At 51.7% G+C, this 17,515-nt stretch carries 12 protein-coding genes and 1 tRNA gene; 10 read left to right on the top strand and 3 right to left on the bottom strand.

The genetic code is table 11. The features are described from left to right. Positions 1-99 precede the first annotated feature (99 nt). Positions 100-1,653, top strand: coding sequence for a pentapeptide repeat-containing protein (locus NEA10_RS10875; protein WP_252659809.1), 1,554 nt, complete (start codon positions 100-102; stop codon positions 1,651-1,653). Positions 1,654-1,801: 148 nt separating this feature from the next. Here the strand turns inward: NEA10_RS10875 and NEA10_RS10870 are convergent, their stop codons facing one another. After that, entirely contained in the window at positions 1,802-3,937 is a 2,136-nt protein-coding gene (locus tag NEA10_RS10870) for an S-layer homology domain-containing protein (protein ID WP_252659807.1), read from the bottom strand. Positions 3,938-4,427: 490 nt separating this feature from the next. Between NEA10_RS10870 and NEA10_RS10865 the strand changes: the two genes are divergently transcribed. The 4 genes from NEA10_RS10865 to NEA10_RS10850 all read left to right on the top strand — a co-directional run bounded on the left by NEA10_RS10865 (position 4,428) and on the right by NEA10_RS10850 (position 9,824). Next, a complete protein-coding gene (locus NEA10_RS10865; protein ID WP_252659805.1) occupies positions 4,428-5,726 on the top strand; it encodes a CmpA/NrtA family ABC transporter substrate-binding protein in 1,299 nt (432 codons plus the stop codon). A gap of 153 nt (positions 5,727-5,879) precedes the next feature. Continuing rightward, positions 5,880-6,725, top strand: a complete 846-nt coding sequence (gene ntrB / locus NEA10_RS10860; RefSeq protein ID WP_252659803.1) for a nitrate ABC transporter permease — start codon at positions 5,880-5,882, stop codon at positions 6,723-6,725. A 51-nt stretch (positions 6,726-6,776) separates the two neighbouring features. Next, a complete protein-coding gene (locus NEA10_RS10855; protein WP_252659801.1) occupies positions 6,777-8,789 on the top strand; it encodes an ABC transporter ATP-binding/substrate-binding protein in 2,013 nt (670 codons plus the stop codon). A 204-nt stretch (positions 8,790-8,993) separates the two neighbouring features. Next, entirely contained in the window at positions 8,994-9,824 is an 831-nt protein-coding gene (locus NEA10_RS10850) for a nitrate ABC transporter ATP-binding protein (protein ID WP_252659790.1), read from the top strand. Here the strand turns inward: NEA10_RS10850 and NEA10_RS10845 are convergent. Further along, the gene (locus NEA10_RS10845; protein WP_252659782.1) at positions 9,821-13,111 is read right to left on the bottom strand and encodes a PAS domain S-box protein; all 3,291 of its coding nucleotides are present in this window, start codon (positions 13,109-13,111) and stop codon (positions 9,821-9,823) included. The two genes, NEA10_RS10850 and NEA10_RS10845, sit on opposite strands and share 4 nt — an antisense overlap. Positions 13,112-13,306: 195 nt before the next feature. Next, a tRNA-Pro gene (locus NEA10_RS10840) sits at positions 13,307-13,380 on the bottom strand. Positions 13,381-13,423: 43 nt separating this feature from the next. On the opposite strand from NEA10_RS10840, the gene NEA10_RS10835 reads away from it, so the two are divergent. The 5 genes from NEA10_RS10835 (at position 13,424) to nrdR (ending at position 17,396) form a co-directional block, all read left to right on the top strand. Further along, positions 13,424-14,284 (top strand): PD-(D/E)XK nuclease family protein, encoded by an 861-nt coding sequence (locus NEA10_RS10835; RefSeq protein ID WP_252659779.1) that lies wholly within the window; start codon positions 13,424-13,426, stop codon positions 14,282-14,284. Positions 14,285-14,346: 62 nt separating this feature from the next. Beyond that, a complete protein-coding gene (locus NEA10_RS10830) occupies positions 14,347-14,664 on the top strand; it encodes a hypothetical protein (protein ID WP_252659777.1) in 318 nt (105 codons plus the stop codon). Between the two features lie 313 nt (positions 14,665-14,977). After that, a complete protein-coding gene (gene psbB / locus NEA10_RS10825; protein WP_252659775.1) occupies positions 14,978-16,513 on the top strand; it encodes a photosystem II chlorophyll-binding protein CP47 in 1,536 nt (511 codons plus the stop codon). A 105-nt stretch (positions 16,514-16,618) separates the two neighbouring features. Further along, entirely contained in the window at positions 16,619-16,714 is a 96-nt protein-coding gene (locus NEA10_RS10820; protein ID WP_252659773.1) for a photosystem II reaction center protein T, read from the top strand. A gap of 157 nt (positions 16,715-16,871) precedes the next feature. Next, the gene (gene nrdR / locus NEA10_RS10815; RefSeq protein ID WP_252659765.1) at positions 16,872-17,396 is read left to right on the top strand and encodes a transcriptional regulator NrdR; all 525 of its coding nucleotides are present in this window, start codon (positions 16,872-16,874) and stop codon (positions 17,394-17,396) included. Positions 17,397-17,515: the final 119 nt, after the last annotated feature.

Genomic DNA, 17,515 nt, shown 5'->3' with positions numbered 1-17,515 from the left:
GTTGAGAGATTAGAGAAGGATCTCAATTGTTGTTACGATTTGGGGGGCGCTTCAAGGGTTGGGTGCCGATGATTGGCTTGAAAACGAGGATAAAGTCCCATGACGCTCAAAGAACTTTTAGAACAATATGCTGCCGGAGAACGAGACTTCGGCGGAATAATGTTGTCCGAAGCAAATCTTAGTCGTATTAACCTGAGTGGGGCCAATCTGAGTCAGGCGATTCTCAGTATTGCCAACCTCAGCGGTGCTAATCTCAGTGGGGCCAACCTCAGTTACGCCAAAATGAATGTGACTCGCCTGAGTGGTTCTAATTTAGTACGAGCCAACTTAGAGGGCACAATTTTGAACGTTGCCAACATGATTCGGGCTAACCTCAGTGGGGCGAATCTCCGGAATGCTGCGTTAATTCGCGCCGAGATGATTCGGGCCAACCTCAGTGAGGCGAAACTCAATGGTGCCAATCTCAATGCCGCTGATTTGCGGGAGTCGACCCTAAGACAGGTAGATTTGACTGGGGCGAATCTGAGTGAGGCGGATTTGCGGGGAAGTTCTCTGATTGCGGCCATTTTGCTGAATGCAAATCTAATTGGGACGGATTTCAGTAAGGCGGATTTGACCGGAGCCGATTTAAGTCATGCTGAACTGCGTCACGCTCGGCTGCATCGGGCGAATTTAAGTGGGGCGAGTTTGCGGGGAGCGAATCTACGTTGGGCCGATTTGAGTGGGGCGAATTTGCGTTGGGCCGACTTGAGTGAGGCAAAACTGAGCGGGGCGAATTTGATTGGAGCAGATCTCAGTTGTGCCAATCTCCTCAATACCAGTTTTGTTCATGCAGATTTGACCCAAACCAATTTAATTCGGGCGGATTGGGAAGGTGCAGATTTAAGTGGCGCCATTTTGACCGGAGCAAAACTTTATGGGGTAGCCCGGTTTAACTTGACGACGGAGGGGATGAGTTGTGATTGGCTCGATTTAAGCCCCAATGGAGACCATAGTCAGATTGCCCGTTTTGACTCAGAAAACTTTGAAAAGTTTTTTAATCAAACCCCTCCCGTGGTTCAATTGGTGGTGGATATGCCTATTAGTAGTAATGCCCATCGGGTTCTCGCGGGTATCTATCATCAGTTAAGTCAGGAATATCCTGAGATGAATCAGCCCCCGAGTATTGATGTGGGCTACCGACGCACAGTTTTAACATTTCGGGTGGATAGTGATGAGTTATTACTGCCAACGGCCTATGTGGCTGTGTTGCCATTTAAGGATGCAGGAGAAACTCAGAAAACACTGGTAAATTTGGTGCGATCGCTTCAGAGTAGCAGTCCTGACTTGTCGGGAGTGAAGGCTGCAAACCAGGCAGCAAAGTTGAGTGTGGCGACGATTCAACGGTTACGAAAGGTCAGCGGTTTAAGTTGTCCCCCAGTAGAGGGTCATGGTGAGTTAGAGTTTTTCCAAGCCCCAACTCAAACGACAGTAGCCAATTCCAGTGATTTAGGCTTGACAATTTATAGTAATCCTATGTTTGGGAAGCGTTTCTTTAATGCGGCGGAGTTAGGGATTCCTCTCAGTGCCCTCTCCTCGCAACGGGCCCAGGTGGTGTTACCCTCCTCTCAGGAAATCTTGGAGTTCATCCAGGGGTTTTATTCGTTTGAATAGGGTTCATGGGGGTGATAAGGCTAAGTGTTAAAACTATGACTTAGCCCTCCCGGACTACAAATTTAACCCATACTTTGGGTAAGTTCACAAATTCTTCCACTGCCAGAAACCGAGTATCTTCAAGACACTCGGTTTCTCATTTTTCTGGCTAAGCGGTTACAATGTAGTCCGAATTAACCCCTGATAAATCCCACTTATTCGCATCCTTCAACGCCTGATAGACCATCGCCGCAACTTCGGCCCGAGTCGCATCTTGCTCAGGGTGCAAACGCTTGATATCTGGATAGTTGACCACAAACCGCTTTTGGGTTGCCGTCGCCACTGCCGGCTGGGCCCAGGTGGGAACTTGGTCCCGGTCATCATAACGATTCAACAAATCCGTCGCCCCCCCCGATAAATCTAAGCCATTGACCAATGACAGCAATACCTGTAACCGCTGCACATTTAAATTAGGACCAAAGGTGGTTTCGGAGAATCCTGATAGAAATCCCCCGGTATAGGTCTTATCAATGGCCCCATTGGCCCAATGACTGCTAGGGACATCTTGGAACTTGATAGACGAACGTTTCGGTTTGGGGTCAAACGCCGTTGCTAACAAAGCCGCATACTCTGCCCGCGTCATCTTCTTATTGGGTTTGAAGGTTCCATCGGGCAACCCATTAATCACTCCTTTACTGGCTAACTCCACAATAAAGTCCTTTGCCCAATGCCCCTCAATATCTGAGAACTTGGGCACATCCGTCGCCTCAGCATTCACCAGATAGGGAGACTCAATCACGGGGAAATTATTATCCTGAACCAAGGCCTGATAAACCATGACCGCCACTTCCGCCCGAGTCGCATCAATCATCGGTCGTAACTGCCGTACATTGGGATGATTCACCACTAATGTAGCATCCGTTGCCTTGGCCACCGCTGTCTTAGCCCAGTCAGGAATCTGAGTTTTATCAGTATAGAAGCTGAGATGGTTCTGATTGCCTTCACTCAGTGCCAACCCCGCATTGAGGGCCAGCAACACCTGTAACCGAGTTACATTGTCACCAGGGCGGAAGGTGTTATTGGGGAACCCGGAGATAAAGCCCATGCGGGTTACCTTATTAATCGCCTCAGCCCCCCAGAAGCTAGTGGAAACATCGGTGAAGGTTTTAGCCGGTTCGGTGAGGGGCTTATCAAACGCCTGGGCCAACAAGGCGGCGAAGGAAGCCCGGTTAATGGGGGTCTCGGGGCGGAAGGTTCCATCTCCCACCCCACTGACTAACTGCCGGTCAAATAAGGCTTGAATAAACGGTTCTGCCCAATGCCCTTGAATGTCAGTTAATTCCGTTGGTGGGTTTGGGGAAGGGCTGGGTGTTGGGGTGGGTGTTGGGGTGGGTGTTGGGGTGGGTGTTGGGGTGGGTGTTGGGGTGGGCGTCGGGGTGGGCACTCCTCCATCCACGCTAACAAACTCAATTGACCCCTCCACCTTGTCAGGATTCAGTTCATTTCCCGCTGAGATGAAGGTGTTACCGGTGGCATTCTGGACATCTTTTATGCCATTTTTGCGGAAGACATTGCCCCCAGGTTCCTCAGACTTCCCTAAATCCGGGAGAGCGTTGGCAATGGCAGAGATGCCATAATCGTTATTTTCCTCAATAATGTTCCCCCGCAGGACTGGGCGGCAATTCCCGTTAATCACAAAACCATAGCGATTTTGCTGAATCAGGTTATTCGCAATCAGGGGGGCCGCCTCATCCCCGACTGCAATGCCTGTCCCATTATTGCGAATGGTGTTGTTGCGGATTTCCCCTTTGGCATTTTTCAAAACCCAGATGCCATAGGAGGCATTTCCCGTCAAGATATTGCTATCGAGAAGAGGTTTAGCACTTCCCATGATGCGGATTCCCTCTCGCTTGCAATTGAGGAGGGTACTGTTAGCAACAGTGGGATTACCCGACTCAATCCAAATCCCAGTTCCGCGAGTTTCAGGATTAGAGACGGTCACACCTCGCACTTGCCCATCGGCTTCCAGGCGAATGGTTAACGACTGATTGCCATCACTGGTAGAAACCTGTTTGCCCCCAGTAATCATAATATCCTTGCCTTTGCTACCTTCATTGCCCACCAGCTTGACTCCGGCGGGAACTCTCAGGGGAAAGGTCTCCTCGGTATAGTGCCCCACCCTTAATTGAATCAATGTGCCGGCTGATGCTTGGCTGAGGGCGTGAGTGATAGTCTTAAAGGGTTCCGTTGCCGTTCCGGGATTCGTGTTGCTTCCCGTCTCGGGGTTGACGTAAACGGTTGTCATAATGGTTGAATTGATAGTTCTATAGAGTGTCCTGAGGGGCTATTGGTCGCTGGAGACACGAATGCACCCACAACTTCCAGGATAGCCACTCAGGGGCGGAATGGCGGGGGAACAGGGAACAGAGAACAGGGAACGGGGAACAGGCAAGATGCATAACCCACCCCTGTCCCTCCCAGGAGGGGATTGCAAGAGGCAAGAGGGGGAATTGATGGGGTTGACCGGCCCTGGGGGTCCGCTTTTGGGAGTAATCGTATCAATCGATACTTTTTTGATGATATTTAATGAGTGCCTCAAAACAAGATGCAAGTTACGCATGACCTAGATGCGTAAAAGTAAAAATAATCCGAAAATTGTAGTTGCCGATACATAAAACCCTTGTCATATTCCTTAACTTGTGGACACAACCTTAGACAGGCAGCTCATTCTCCCTCACAATTGCCTCCCTCCAGGATTAGATACTCAAAATTCACTGTTGACTCTTAACTGAAAGATGCCCCGATTTAACCGTCGCAAATTCCTAATCACAGCTGGTGCAGCAACGGCTGGAACCTTCCTCCTCCATAGCTGCGGACAGGGTAATGACCAAGCCCAATTTGAGGTTGAGATCGACCCGGAAGATGCCCCGGAGACCCCAACAGCAAGGCTAGGATTTATTGCCCTAACGGACTCCGCGCCCCTGATTATTGCGCGGGAAAAAGGCTTTTTTGCTAAGTATGGCATGACGGATGTCTCCGTTGAAAAACAAGCCTCCTGGGGAACCACCCGTGACAATTTAGTCCTCGGTTCTGGGGGCGGTGGCATTGATGGGGCCCATATTCTCACGCCAATGCCTTATCTGATTTCAGAGGGGATTGTCACCGATGGTCGGCGAGTCCCGATGTACATTTTGGCGCGCCTGAATGTGAATGGTCAGGGGATTTGCCTCTCCAATGACTATCGCGATTTAGAAATTGGAGTCGATAGTGCCCCCCTCAAGGAACGGTTCGCTGAACGACGGGCCGCCGGAGAAGACTTACGGGCCGCCATGACCTTTCCCGGGGGAACCCATGACTGCTGGATTCGCTACTGGCTAGCGGCGGGAGGGATTGACCCAGACCAGGAGATTTCGACGATTGTTGTCCCCCCACCCCAGATGGTGGCCAATATGCGGGTTGGCAATATGGATACCTTCTGTGTTGGAGAACCTTGGCCCCTGCAATTGGTGAACCAAGAGATTGGCTATAACGCTTTAACCACGGGTCAACTCTGGCAAGACCATCCTGAGAAAGCCCTAGGAATGCGGGCAGATTGGGTTGACGAACATCCTAAAGCCGCCCGGGCCTTATTGATGGGAACCCTAGAGGCGCAAATCTGGTGTAGTGAACCGGAAAATGTGGAGGAGATGTGTCAGATTCTCTCCCGCCGGGCTTGGTTTAATGTGCCGTTTGATGACATTATCGACCGGTCTCGGGGTATTTATGATTTCGGCCTCGGTGAAGTGGAGGAAATGCCAGATTTGATGCAGAAATACTGGCGGGATAATGCCTCCTATCCCTTCAAGAGTCATGACCTCTGGTTCCTCACTGAAAATATCCGTTGGGGGTATCTGCCCCCGGATACGGATACTCAAGCCATGGTAGACCGGGTCAATCGGGAAGACCTCTGGCGAGAAGCCGCTGAGGCCATCGGCCAGGGAGACATGATTCCTGAAAGCACCTCTCGTGGTCCCGAAACGTTCTTTGATGGCAAGGTCTTTGACCCAGAAGACCCTGAAGATTATCTCAATAGTTTAGAGATTACCCGCATTTAAGGCCAAGCGTATAAGGGTAAACTATTCCGTCCTATAAGTGTTCCGGCAAGTTAGACATGATGGGTCTAGGTCACAACCCGAACTGATGCCGGAACACATCCTACCCCCATTCCCTGTTCCCTGTTCCCTGTTCCCTTCTCTCCCCATACATCTATGACTTCTCCTACCTATCGCCAAGGCAAAAAATTTCAATTTTCTCCCCAAAAGTGGCTTAAAGCCGCTCTTAAGACGGGGAAAGAGCTGATACCCTCTGCGGTTGCTATTCTGATTTTCCTGGTTGTTTGGCAGGTGTTTACGGCAGTTTCCGATTCGACGTTACCCGGTCCCATTCGCACCGTGTCAGAAACGTGGGAATTGATTATCGACCCGTTTTTTGACCACGGCGGCCTTGATAAGGGGCTGTTCTGGCAAATTTTTACGAGTTTGCAACGGGTGGCCCTTGGATTCTCCCTGTCCGTAGTGGTGGGAGTTTCTTTAGGAATTCTGATTGGTACGAGTACCTTGATGTACCGTGCCTTAGACCCAATTTTTCAAATCTTGAGAACGATTCCACCCTTGGCTTGGCTACCCATTTCTCTGGCAGGCTTTGAGCAAGCTAATCCTTCGGCTATTTTTGTGATTTTTATTACAGCAATTTGGCCGATTATTATCAATACAACTGAGGGAGTGCGGCAAATTCCTCAGGATTATAATAATGTGTCACGGGTGCTACGACTAGACCGCAAGACCTATTTCTTTAAAATCCTCTTCCCGGCAACGGTTCCCTATATTTTTACGGGACTCAAAATTGGGATTGGTCTATCTTGGCTGGCAATTATCGCCGCAGAAATGTTGATTGGGGGTGTAGGAATTGGTTTCTTTATTTGGGATGCCTGGAATAGTTCTCGCATGAGTGACATTATTCTGGCAGTGATTTATGTTGGAATTGTGGGACTACTACTAGATAAGTTGATTACCTTCTTGGCCAGTTTGGTGGTGTCTGAAGACCAAGCTCAATAATCGGCGGTTTTCTGTTCTGATTTCGTTGTCCTCTACTGCTGCCTAAAGCCCATGTCTATTTTTGCTGAAGTTGACCATATTGAACGAGTCTTTGACCTCCCAAATGGTGGAACTTATGTTGCCCTAAGTAACATTGAACTGAAGATTCGTAAGGGTGAGTTTATTTCCTTGGTGGGTCATTCCGGCTGTGGGAAGTCAACCCTATTAAACTTAATTGCTGGACTCGATAAACCCACCCGAGGGGGCATTATCTTAGAGGGTCGCCAGGTGACGGAACCGGGACCCGATCGCATGGTGGTCTTCCAAAACTATTCTCTCCTGCCCTGGCTAACGGTACGAGAAAACATCGCCCTGGCCGTGGAATCCGCTATGGGCGATCGCCCCCGAGGAGAACAACGGGGTATCATCGAACATCACATTGACCTCGTCGGCCTACGTCATGCGGCCCACAAACGCCCCGCCCACCTCTCCGGGGGCATGAAACAACGGGTTGCTATTGCCCGGGCCCTGGCCATCCGCCCCAAACTTCTCCTCCTAGATGAACCCTTTGGGGCCCTAGATGCCCTCACCCGAGGGGGACTGCAAGAACAACTGATGCGTATCTGCGAGGAAAGTCACGTCACCTGTATTATGGTCACCCATGACGTGGACGAAGCCCTCCTACTGAGCGATCGCATCGTCCTCCTCACCAACGGCCCCGCCTCCTACGTGGGTCAAATTCTCGATGTCCCCATCCCCCGGCCCCGCACCCATGTTTCGGTGGTCAAAGATCCCAACTACTACGGACTTCGCAACGAGATCGTCTATTTCCTCAACCAACAGCGACGGGCCAAGAAACGCCAAAGCCAACCTCAACCCATCGAAGTCCACGAAAACGGCTTAGAAAAAGTCAACCTCAACCTGGGCTTCATCCCCCTCACCGACTGCGCCCCCCTGGTGGTGGCCAAAGAACGGGGATTCTTCGAAAAACATGGCTTAACCCAAGTCACCCTCAGTCGTGAACCCAGTTGGAATGCCATCGAATCGGGCATCCGAGATCAACGCCTCGACGGGGCCCAAATGGTGGCCGGAATGCCCCTGGGAATGACCCTGGGCCGGGACAACCATACCCCCCTGCCGGTCATTAGCGGCATGACCCTCTCTCGCAACGGCAACGCCATCACCTTCCATCGTCGTTTCTACGACGAAGGGGTGCGGACTCTCGCCGACCTCAAGGGCTTTATCGCCGCCCACCCGGACCGACGACTCACCCTGGGGGCCGTGCATCCTACCTCCATGCACAACCTCATCCTACGTTACTGGCTCGCCTCCGCCGACATTGACCCCGATCGCGACCTGGATATCGTCATCATTCCCCCGGCACAAATGGTCGCCAACCTCAAAGCCGGTAACATCGACGGCTACTGTGTGGGCGAACCCTGGAACTCCCGCGCCGTCCATGAAGGAATTGGTTTTGTGATGGCGACGGACCCGGAAATTTGGTCTGGCCATTGTGAAAAAGTCCTTGGAGTCCGGGAAGACTGGGCCAAAACCCACCCCAAAACCCATCTCGCCCTCATTCAGGCCCTGTTAGAAGCCTGTGACTACTGCGACGATATGCGTCATCGGGAAGAGGTTTTAGATCTCATCTGTCGTCCTGAATATGTCGGGTCTGACCCCATCTACACCCGTCCTGGCTTCATTGATGCCTACAATAAAGGTGTCGGCGACCCCCAAGCTATCCCCCGCTACAACCAGTTCTTCTGCGACAAAACCAACTGTCCTGACCGCATCGAAGCCCTCTGGATTCTCACCCAAATGGCCCGTTGGGGCATCACTCCCTTCCCCCGCAACTGGATTGAAGTCCTCGATCGCGTCCGCCGTCTCGATGTGTTCTCCCAAGCTGCTCAAGGCTTAAATATGATGGACTTGGGGCGCGATCGCAATCCCGTTATCCTCTTCGATGGGGCCATCTTCAACCCCGATGATCCCATCCATTACCTAGAACAATTACAAATCAAAACCAACCTAATGGTCACAGAAGTCGATCTCAACCCAGCCCCCCGGGAACTCTCGGCCGCCTAACCCCGAGACGGTGCGTTCCGGCAAGTTCAGGCCGAGTGGTCAAAGCTAATGACGATTCTATGCCGGAACACACCCTACCCCCGCCTAACCCCGAGACGGTGCGTTCCGGCAAGTTCAGGCCGAGTGGTCAAAGCTAATGACGATTCTAAGCCGGAACACACCCTACCCCAGCTTCCCCCCTGTTCCCTGTTCCCTTCCTACCCCATGCAAACTCTAACCAACTCCACCTCTGACACCTACACCACCAATGACTCCTATCTCGTCATTGATGGCCTTAGCAAAACCTATGCCACCCCAGAGGGGCCCTATCCCGTTCTTGACAATATCCAACTCACCGTCCGGGAAGGAGAATTCATTTGTCTGATTGGGCACTCCGGCTGTGGTAAATCCACCCTCTTGGATATGGTTTCCGGCTTCCGTCAACCCAGCGAAGGAGAAGTTCGCTTAGAAGGACGACGAATTAAAGAACCGGGGCCCGATCGCATGGTAGTCTTCCAAAACTACGCCCTCCTGCCCTGGCTTACCGCCTACGAGAATATCCTTCTGGCTGTCAACTCCGTCTTTCCCAAACTCAAACAACGGGACAAAGCGGCGATCGTGCAAGAACATCTGGAACTCGTGGGCTTAACGGAGGCCGCCGACAAAAAGCCCAAAGAACTCTCCGGGGGAATGAAACAACGGGTATCCATTGCCCGGGCCCTAGCCCTGCGCCCTAAAGTCCTCATCCTCGATGAACCCTTCGGCGCCCTCGATCCCATCACCCGGGAAGAATTGCAAGAAGAACTGTTACGAATCTGGGCCGATCACAAAGTCACCGTTCTCATGATTACCCATGATATCGACGAAGCCCTCTTCCTGGGCGATCGCCTAGTCATGATGACCAACGGCCCCGCCGCCCGCATTGGTGAAATTCTAGACTTACCCTTCCCCCGGCCCCGCGATCGCACCCGACTCATGGAACAGCCCGAATACTATGATGTACGCAACGAAGCCCTAGACTTCCTCTATCGTCGTTACGCCCATGACGACACCTAAACCCCAGAAGAATCCTGAGCCGTCTGATGAATCGGGATTTCAATCAGAAAACTGGTCCCAAGCCCCGGTTCTGAGGTACAGGTCAGACTGCCATGATGCTTATCGGTAATAATCTGATAGCTAATGGACATCCCTAACCCCGTCCCCTTGCCAATGGGTTTTGTGGTGAAGAAGGGGTCAAAAATCTGATGTTGAACCTGGGGAGGAATCCCCACCCCATTATCAGCAATCAGGATCTGAACCCGTTGTTGCTCTATCACCGCCGTTGTAATCGTAATGCGACTCGGGGCAGCATCGAGTTCCGAAGGACTGCGTTTGCGATGGCGTTCCTCCAGGGCATCCACCGCATTCGCTAAAATATTCATTAACACCTGATTGATTTGCCCCGCATAACATTCAACTGGGGGTAAATCGCCATAGCGTCGCACAATTTCAATCCCCACTGACTCCGGTTTAGCCTTGAGCCGATTTTGCAGAATCATCAGCGTGCTTTCAATGCCATCATGCAGATTCACCGCCTTAAATTCCGCCTCGTCCAGGCGCGAGAAATTGCGTAGCGATCGCACAATATCGCGAATCCGTTGCGCCCCCACCCGCATCGAATGAAGCAGTTTTGGCAAATCGTCAATTAGATAGTCTAAATCCACCTCCTCCAGCAAGGCCTCCAACTCAGGATCTGTCTGGGGATATCGCCGTTGATAGGCCTCAATCACCTGCATCAAATCCTGAGTATAGTCATCAGCATGGGTGAGATTGCCATAAATGAAGTTAACTGGATTATTAATTTCATGAGCAACCCCTGCCACTAACTGTCCTAGGGCCGACATTTTCTCACTTTGCACCAACTGATTTTGCGTCCGCCGCAACTGATCCAGAGTTTTCTGGAGATTCTCGGCCTGTTGTCGTAACTTCGCCTCCGACTGTTGTAGGGCCCGTTCCGCATCCTTGCGATCGGTAATATCCATATTCACCCCAATCCATTCTCGTAAATTACCATCTTCATCCAAAATAGGAACCGCCCGCACACTCATATCCCGGTAAACACCATCAGCCCGTCGCAAGCGGTGTTCAATCTGATAGAGACTGCGAGTTTGCACCGCATGAGACCAAACTGCGGTCGTTTCATTGCGATCATTGGGATGGATACTATTAATCCAACCCCAATCCCGTAACGTCTCAAAACTCATCCCCGTAAACTTAGTCCAATCGGGCTGTTCCCAGGTAAACGCTCCCTTAGCGTTAGCATTCCAGACAATTTGAGTCGTGGCTTCAACAAGAGTTCGGAAGCGTTCCTCACTCTGACGCAGCGTCAACTCGGCGATTTTCCGGTCTGTAATATCCATGGCAATGCCAAAGATACTCACTAAATTGCCCACCTCATCATATTGGGCCTCGCATTTTTCCCGAACATAGCCCAACTCCCCATTAGCCCGAATAATCCGCACATCAATATCAGAGGGTTGGCCCGTATCAATACAATGACGAATCCCCTGACGCACCCGGGGACGATCATCAGGATGGAAATAGTGGAACATCTCCTCTTGGGGCATCGGTTCCCGACGTACAGGGAGACCAATAATACGGAAAATCTCATCGGAACAGGTGGTTTGTCCAGTGGCTACATCAATTTCCCAATTGCCAATATGGGCAATTCGTTGGGCATCTTGAAGATTCCGAGTCAAGGTGTGTAATTGGTCTTGGGCCTGCTGTCGTTCTGTAATATCCAACACCGTTGCCCCAAAGGCGATGAGGCTATCGTCCCTATCTTGAATCGGAAAGGCTGAAAATAGCCAATGCCCTTCAACCCCAGGATTAGCTTGTGTTTCCCCAGTCAATTCCTGATTGAAAATGGGGTCTCCACTCATCAACATGGCTTCGACCTTGTCATAGAGTTGATGGGCTAAATCGGGTGCAATCTCCCCCAAGGTTCGTCCAATATGATTTGAGACGGGATAACCGGTCATTGCTGCCAAATGTTCATTCACTTGGAGATAGCGAAACTGTTGATCTAAAATCGCCATCCCCACTGGAGCCGTGTCAATAAACGCATCCAAGAGCAATCGCTGTTGAGCCAGTTCTGCCTCTGCTTGTTTGCGTTCCGTGGCATCCATGGCCAACCCCACTAAACCCGTCACCTCGCCCTGAGTATTTTTGAGTCGCACTTTAATGGTTTCGAGATGATGGATTTTTCCATCCACAAACGGGAAAAATTCATCGGAACAATACGGCTCATCCTGGCCAAAACTGATGCGATCGGACTCCAGGCAATTGGCAACGGCGGCTTCCCCAAAGACCTCTTGATAGTGAGCCGCAGCGTAAACCTCTTCTGGAGTAACCCCAACATCGTCGCAAAAAGTTCGGTTAATAAAGTTCATATGCCCCGAGGTATCGGTAGTCCAAATCCAGATGGGGGCATTATCCACAATGGCTCGCAGAGTTCGTTCCTGTTCCGCCAGTTGAGCCTTCGTGATTTCTTGGTCGGTAATATCTTCAGAAATAATCGCCAGATGAGTAGGTTGATCCCCATCCCAAATCGCGAGTTTATGGGTCCGCATTAAACGATTGCTATCCCCGACTTGCACTGACTCCCTGGGAATTTCCACCACCTCGTGATGGGTTAATACGGACTCATCCACCCGTCGAAAATAATCGGCTTGTTCCTGGGGAAACAAATCATAATCTGTTTTCCCGAGTAAGTCTTCTACCTCTTGCCCTAGAAGTTGGGCACCGCTGCTATTGACCGCACAAAAGCGAAAATCTTCAGCCGCTTTCACAAAAACCGCCACCGGCAAAATTTCCATCAGGGAGGCGAAAAAGGCAGGGGTTTGGCTGGGAGTGGCATGAACGGTGGGGGCATCAACGGCAATGGCTAATCCTTGCCAATGGGTCGAACCATCCTCTTGCGGTTGAGGACGAGCCAGGATGCGGATTGACTGTTCAATGGCTGCCCCGTTAGGCTGGGGAATCAAGACACGTCCTTGCCAGGCTAAATCTGTTTCCGTCGCTTCTGAGGTGGCGATGGCCTGGTGCCAGCGAGGTGCATCCTGGGGATGGATGCGATCGACCCAAATCCCAAACTCTTGCGGCTCCAACCGTAACAGATCCCGACTGCCCGGGGAAACTTGATGCCAAGAGAGAGCTCCCGTTGGGGAACGATGCAATTCATATAAACAGGCGGGGAGTCTCTCCTCAAGTTGTTTCAGGCGTGCCTCGCGATCGCTCACAATCTGCCGTAAGTGTTTTACCTCTTCCTGCAAGGCAGCATAGGCTTCGGGATCAGGAGACATAGGAATAAAGTCAACTCAAAAAAAAATACATTCCCCAACTCTAGGATACCCGGTTCACCGTCTCTAGGAGCAGACTTAAGAAATGTTTCCTCGGGGAGATTTGCCCCAACCTTCAGCCAAAAAACAACCCAAAACAGCCTGTTACTCTTTCTACAGAAGACTAACAGGCTGTTCAGGGGGATATCATTTCAGAAATCGGAGCGGCGGGATTTGAACCCACGACCCCCACTACCCCAAAGTGGTGCGCTACCAAGCTGCGCTACGCCCCGTTCGCAGATCCAATCATAACACATCTATCCGGGAACGCAAGGGATGACCCCAAAAAACTTTTCTCCGAGCCAATCTCAACAAGACCCAGCGCCCATTCCACGGCTTTCCCAAAGCCATCTCAAGCGCCTGCAAACCTGCCCCCGCTGGTTTCAAAGCAGCCTTCTGGAACACCGCGACTCCCCCCTCAACCCAGAGCAACAGCAGCAACGGGTCCGAGGGAACCAATTTCACCAACTGATGCAACAACGAGAACTCGGTCTACCCGTCGAGAGCCTATTGAAGCAAGACGACCCATTGCGACAATGGATTGAGGACTTTCTGGAGCAGGCCCCGATGCACATCACCCCCAACCCCTTTCGCGAGGACATCGAATATCGAGAGGCCGAACATGAACGCAGCCTTTTCTGGCAGGATATCCTCTGGCTGGTGCGCTACGACCTGCTACTCCTGTCCCCAAACCAGGCCCAAATCCTAGATTGGAAAACCTATCCTCGACCCCGAAGTTCTAAACAGTTGCAAAACGACTGGCAAACACGGCTCTATCTCTTCGTTCTCGCTGAAACCAGCCCCTATCCTCCCGACGCTATCTCCATGGTCTATTGGTTTGTCGAAGGCTCCGCAGCAGCAGACTCCGACTCCTGCACCCCAGCTACGACCCAATGCTGGCAATTCAACTACTCTCGAGTTGACCATCAGAAGACGCGACGAGACCTCGAACAGTTAGCCCAACAATTTCGCCAAGACTGGCTGGCCTATCAGCAGGGGCAAGACTTCCCCCGCCGTCATCCCGGTGAGGGGCCCTGCGATTTATCCACCTGCTTCTGTCAGGCCCTAGACCCTCTAGACCAATCCACAGACCAACCTCCTCAGTCTCTCAAAGACATCCCCGAAGTTTCCCTCTGATTACCAATTAGCGGTAAGGTATGGGGCAGCCTATCAACACTGACGAACTGCATTAACCATCGGTGAAATACTTTTTTCTATCAGAAGGGTGGACTGTTGCCCGTGTTTGGGGAACCCAGGGACTCTGGAATATCAATGCTTGGCGGCGACAGCCGGATATTGAGCGACTTGATCTCTGTTTAGTCGAACAGGGAGAGCGACTTTGGCTCTATCGTGTCGAAAGCGCCGTTTTAATGGTGGAAGTCTGCCCCCAAGCCAATGAAGCCCGAGAATCGAGCATCAAACATGTCATGCTCAAACGCCTGATGGATGCTGAACAAGTTATCGCTAGACTTTGCACATCCTCGGTTATTTGTCAATTCAATTCGCCGCAAAATTAACAATTTGTTATAAAAGGGGATGGAGCATCGAAAAATGGGGGGTGTTGCTGCACCCTATCCCTAACAATTCCCTAAAAACCCTTGCGATCGCGTCTCACAATCGATACACTTCTTTAATAATCTTTAATTGATGCAGCCCTGAAAACAACTGCACTTGTACCGAACCTGAACGTCACAAGGAATCCGATCAACACGTCCTGTTTTACAACAGCCTCATGTTGAGCCTCACCCCGACGTTCAGCCCGGTCAAATCGTAAGATAGACAAGCGTTGACCATCACTCATATCACGTCATATAAGGAGGAGCGTAGTCAATGGGACTACCCTGGTACCGTGTACACACAGTCGTCCTGAACGATCCGGGTCGGCTGATTGCCGTGCATTTGATGCACACTGCCCTCGTCGCAGGCTGGGCGGGTTCGATGACCCTCTTTGAACTCGCCACCTACGACCCGAGCGATCCCGTCCTGAACCCCATGTGGCGGCAAGGAATGTTCGTCATGCCCTTCATGGCACGCCTTGGCGTAACGGGTTCTTGGGGCGGATGGAGTGTCACCGGAGAGACCGGAGTCGATCCCGGCTTCTGGTCTTTTGAAGGTGTCGCCCTCGCTCACATCGTTCTTTCAGGTTTACTATTTCTCGCCGCTTGCTGGCACTGGGTCTTCTGGGACTTAGAACTCTTCAGAGATCCCCGTACCGGCGAACCGGCTCTCGACCTGCCGAAAATGTTCGGCATTCACCTGTTCCTCTCAGGCCTACTCTGCTTCGGTTTCGGAGCCTTCCACCTCACCGGACTCTTTGGTCCTGGGATGTGGGTCTCCGATCCCTACGGCTTAACCGGGAGCATTCAACCCGTCGCACCGGCTTGGGGGCCAGAAGGCTTTAACCCCTTTAACGCCGGCGGCATCGTCTCCCACCACATCGCCGCTGGGATTGTCGGCATTATCGCCGGTCTGTTCCATCTAACTGTCCGTCCCCCAGAACGGCTCTATCGGGCCCTACGGATGGGGAATATCGAGACTGTTCTCAGCAGCAGTATCGCCGCTGTTTTCTTCGCCGCCTTTGTTGTTGCTGGGACCATGTGGTACGGCAGTGCGGCGACCCCCATCGAACTGTTTGGTCCCACCCGCTATCAATGGGATCAGGGCTATTTCCAACAGGAAATCCAACGTCGGGTTCAAACCAGCGTTGCCAGTGGTGCAAGCCTTTCCCAAGCGTGGGAACAAATTCCCGAAAAACTGGCTTTCTACGACTATGTGGGTAACAACCCCTCTAAAGGTGGTTTGTTCCGTACCGGTCCGATGAACAAAGGGGATGGACTGGCAAAAGGTTGGCTGGGTCACCCGGTTTTCACCGATGCTGAAGGACGAGAACTCTTTGTGCGTCGTCTGCCCAACTTCTTTGAAACCTTCCCCGTTGTCTTAACCGACAAAGACGGCATTGTCCGCGCTGACATTCCTTTCCGTCGGGCAGAATCTAAATATAGCTTCGAGCAAGTGGGTGTCACGGCCAGCTTCTACGGCGGTGAACTCGATGGAAGCAGCATCAGCGACCCTGCTCTCGTTAAACGCTATGCTCGTAAAGCTCAACTGGGCGAACCCTTTGAGTTTGACCGTGAAACCCTGGAATCTGACGGGGTCTTCCGCACCAGTCCTCGTGGTTGGTTCACTTACGGTCACGTCTGCTTTGCCCTGTTGTTCTTCTTCGGGCATATCTGGCATGGTTCTCGGACTCTGTTCCGCGACGTGTTTGCTGGGATTGACCCGGAACTCGACGAAGATCAAGTCGAATGGGGTGCCTTCCAGAAAGTGGGAGACAAAACCACTCGCGTCGAAAAAGAAATGGCTTAATTCAGGTCATCTGAGTTATGCCTGAGCTGTTGGGGGACTGGCGATCGCCGGTTCCCCAAGCCCTTGGATAGACTAAGACTGTCACACAGTGAGTTTTTAGAAATTATGGAAAGCGTCATTTACATCCTGTTACTCGCGGCAACCCTGACCCTGTTATTCTTCGCCATCGCCTTCCGCGAAACCCCGAAAATCGGCAAATAGCTCATTAAAATTGTGCTGCCGGTTCTCCACTCCTGTCGCGAGAACCGCTGCGATAGGAGTTAGATCATTATTCAGACGTACTGCATTCGTGTAGTGCGTCTGTTATCATTTTTGCTAATACCTGTCAATTCCTATTGGGTGTCCTACCCCAATTGTTATGCGTTGTCCCTTCTGCGAGCATACGGAAAGCCGTGTTTTAGAGTCTCGTTCCACCGAATCCGGGCAGAGTGTGCGTCGTCGCCGACAGTGTCTCAACTGTAAACGGCGTTTTACCACCTACGAACGGATCGAATTTGTCCCCATGATTGCCATTAAGCGAGATGGGAAACGAGAGTCTTTCGATCGCTCAAAACTACTACGAGGCATTGTTCGGGCCTGTGAGAAAACCGCGATCGCCCCAGAACGCCTAGAGGCGATCGTCGATGACATTGAACTGCGTCTGCATCAACGACCCAAACGAGAGATTCACACCAGCGAAATCGGGGAACTGGTCTTAGACTCCCTCAAGGATCTCAGCGAAGTCGCCTATGTGCGCTTTGCGTCAGTCTATCAGCAGTTTCAAGGGGTTCGCGACTTCGTCGAAGCCCTCGATCGCCTGCGAGAAAGTCGCCTAGAGGAGAACTTTGAACGGCAGCGCCAAGACTCTCCCGAAAGCACCCCCAATTGTGCTATCTCCTCCTAAGTCAAGTTCTGCCCAACCCCAGCCATCCCATCGGCCCAGCCAGAGGTCAGTTGTGGGTATTTTTGAAGATTCCCCAGAAAAACCCCGCCACAAAGTCGTAGGAGTGGGGTAGAATTTGC

It is taken from the genome of Phormidium yuhuli AB48, assembly GCF_023983615.1.
In the GTDB taxonomy this organism is placed as follows: Bacteria; Cyanobacteriota; Cyanobacteriia; order Cyanobacteriales; family Geitlerinemataceae; genus Sodalinema; species Sodalinema yuhuli.
Note: the sequence above shows the minus strand (reverse complement) of the source record. Positions and strands in the feature narration are given on the sequence as shown.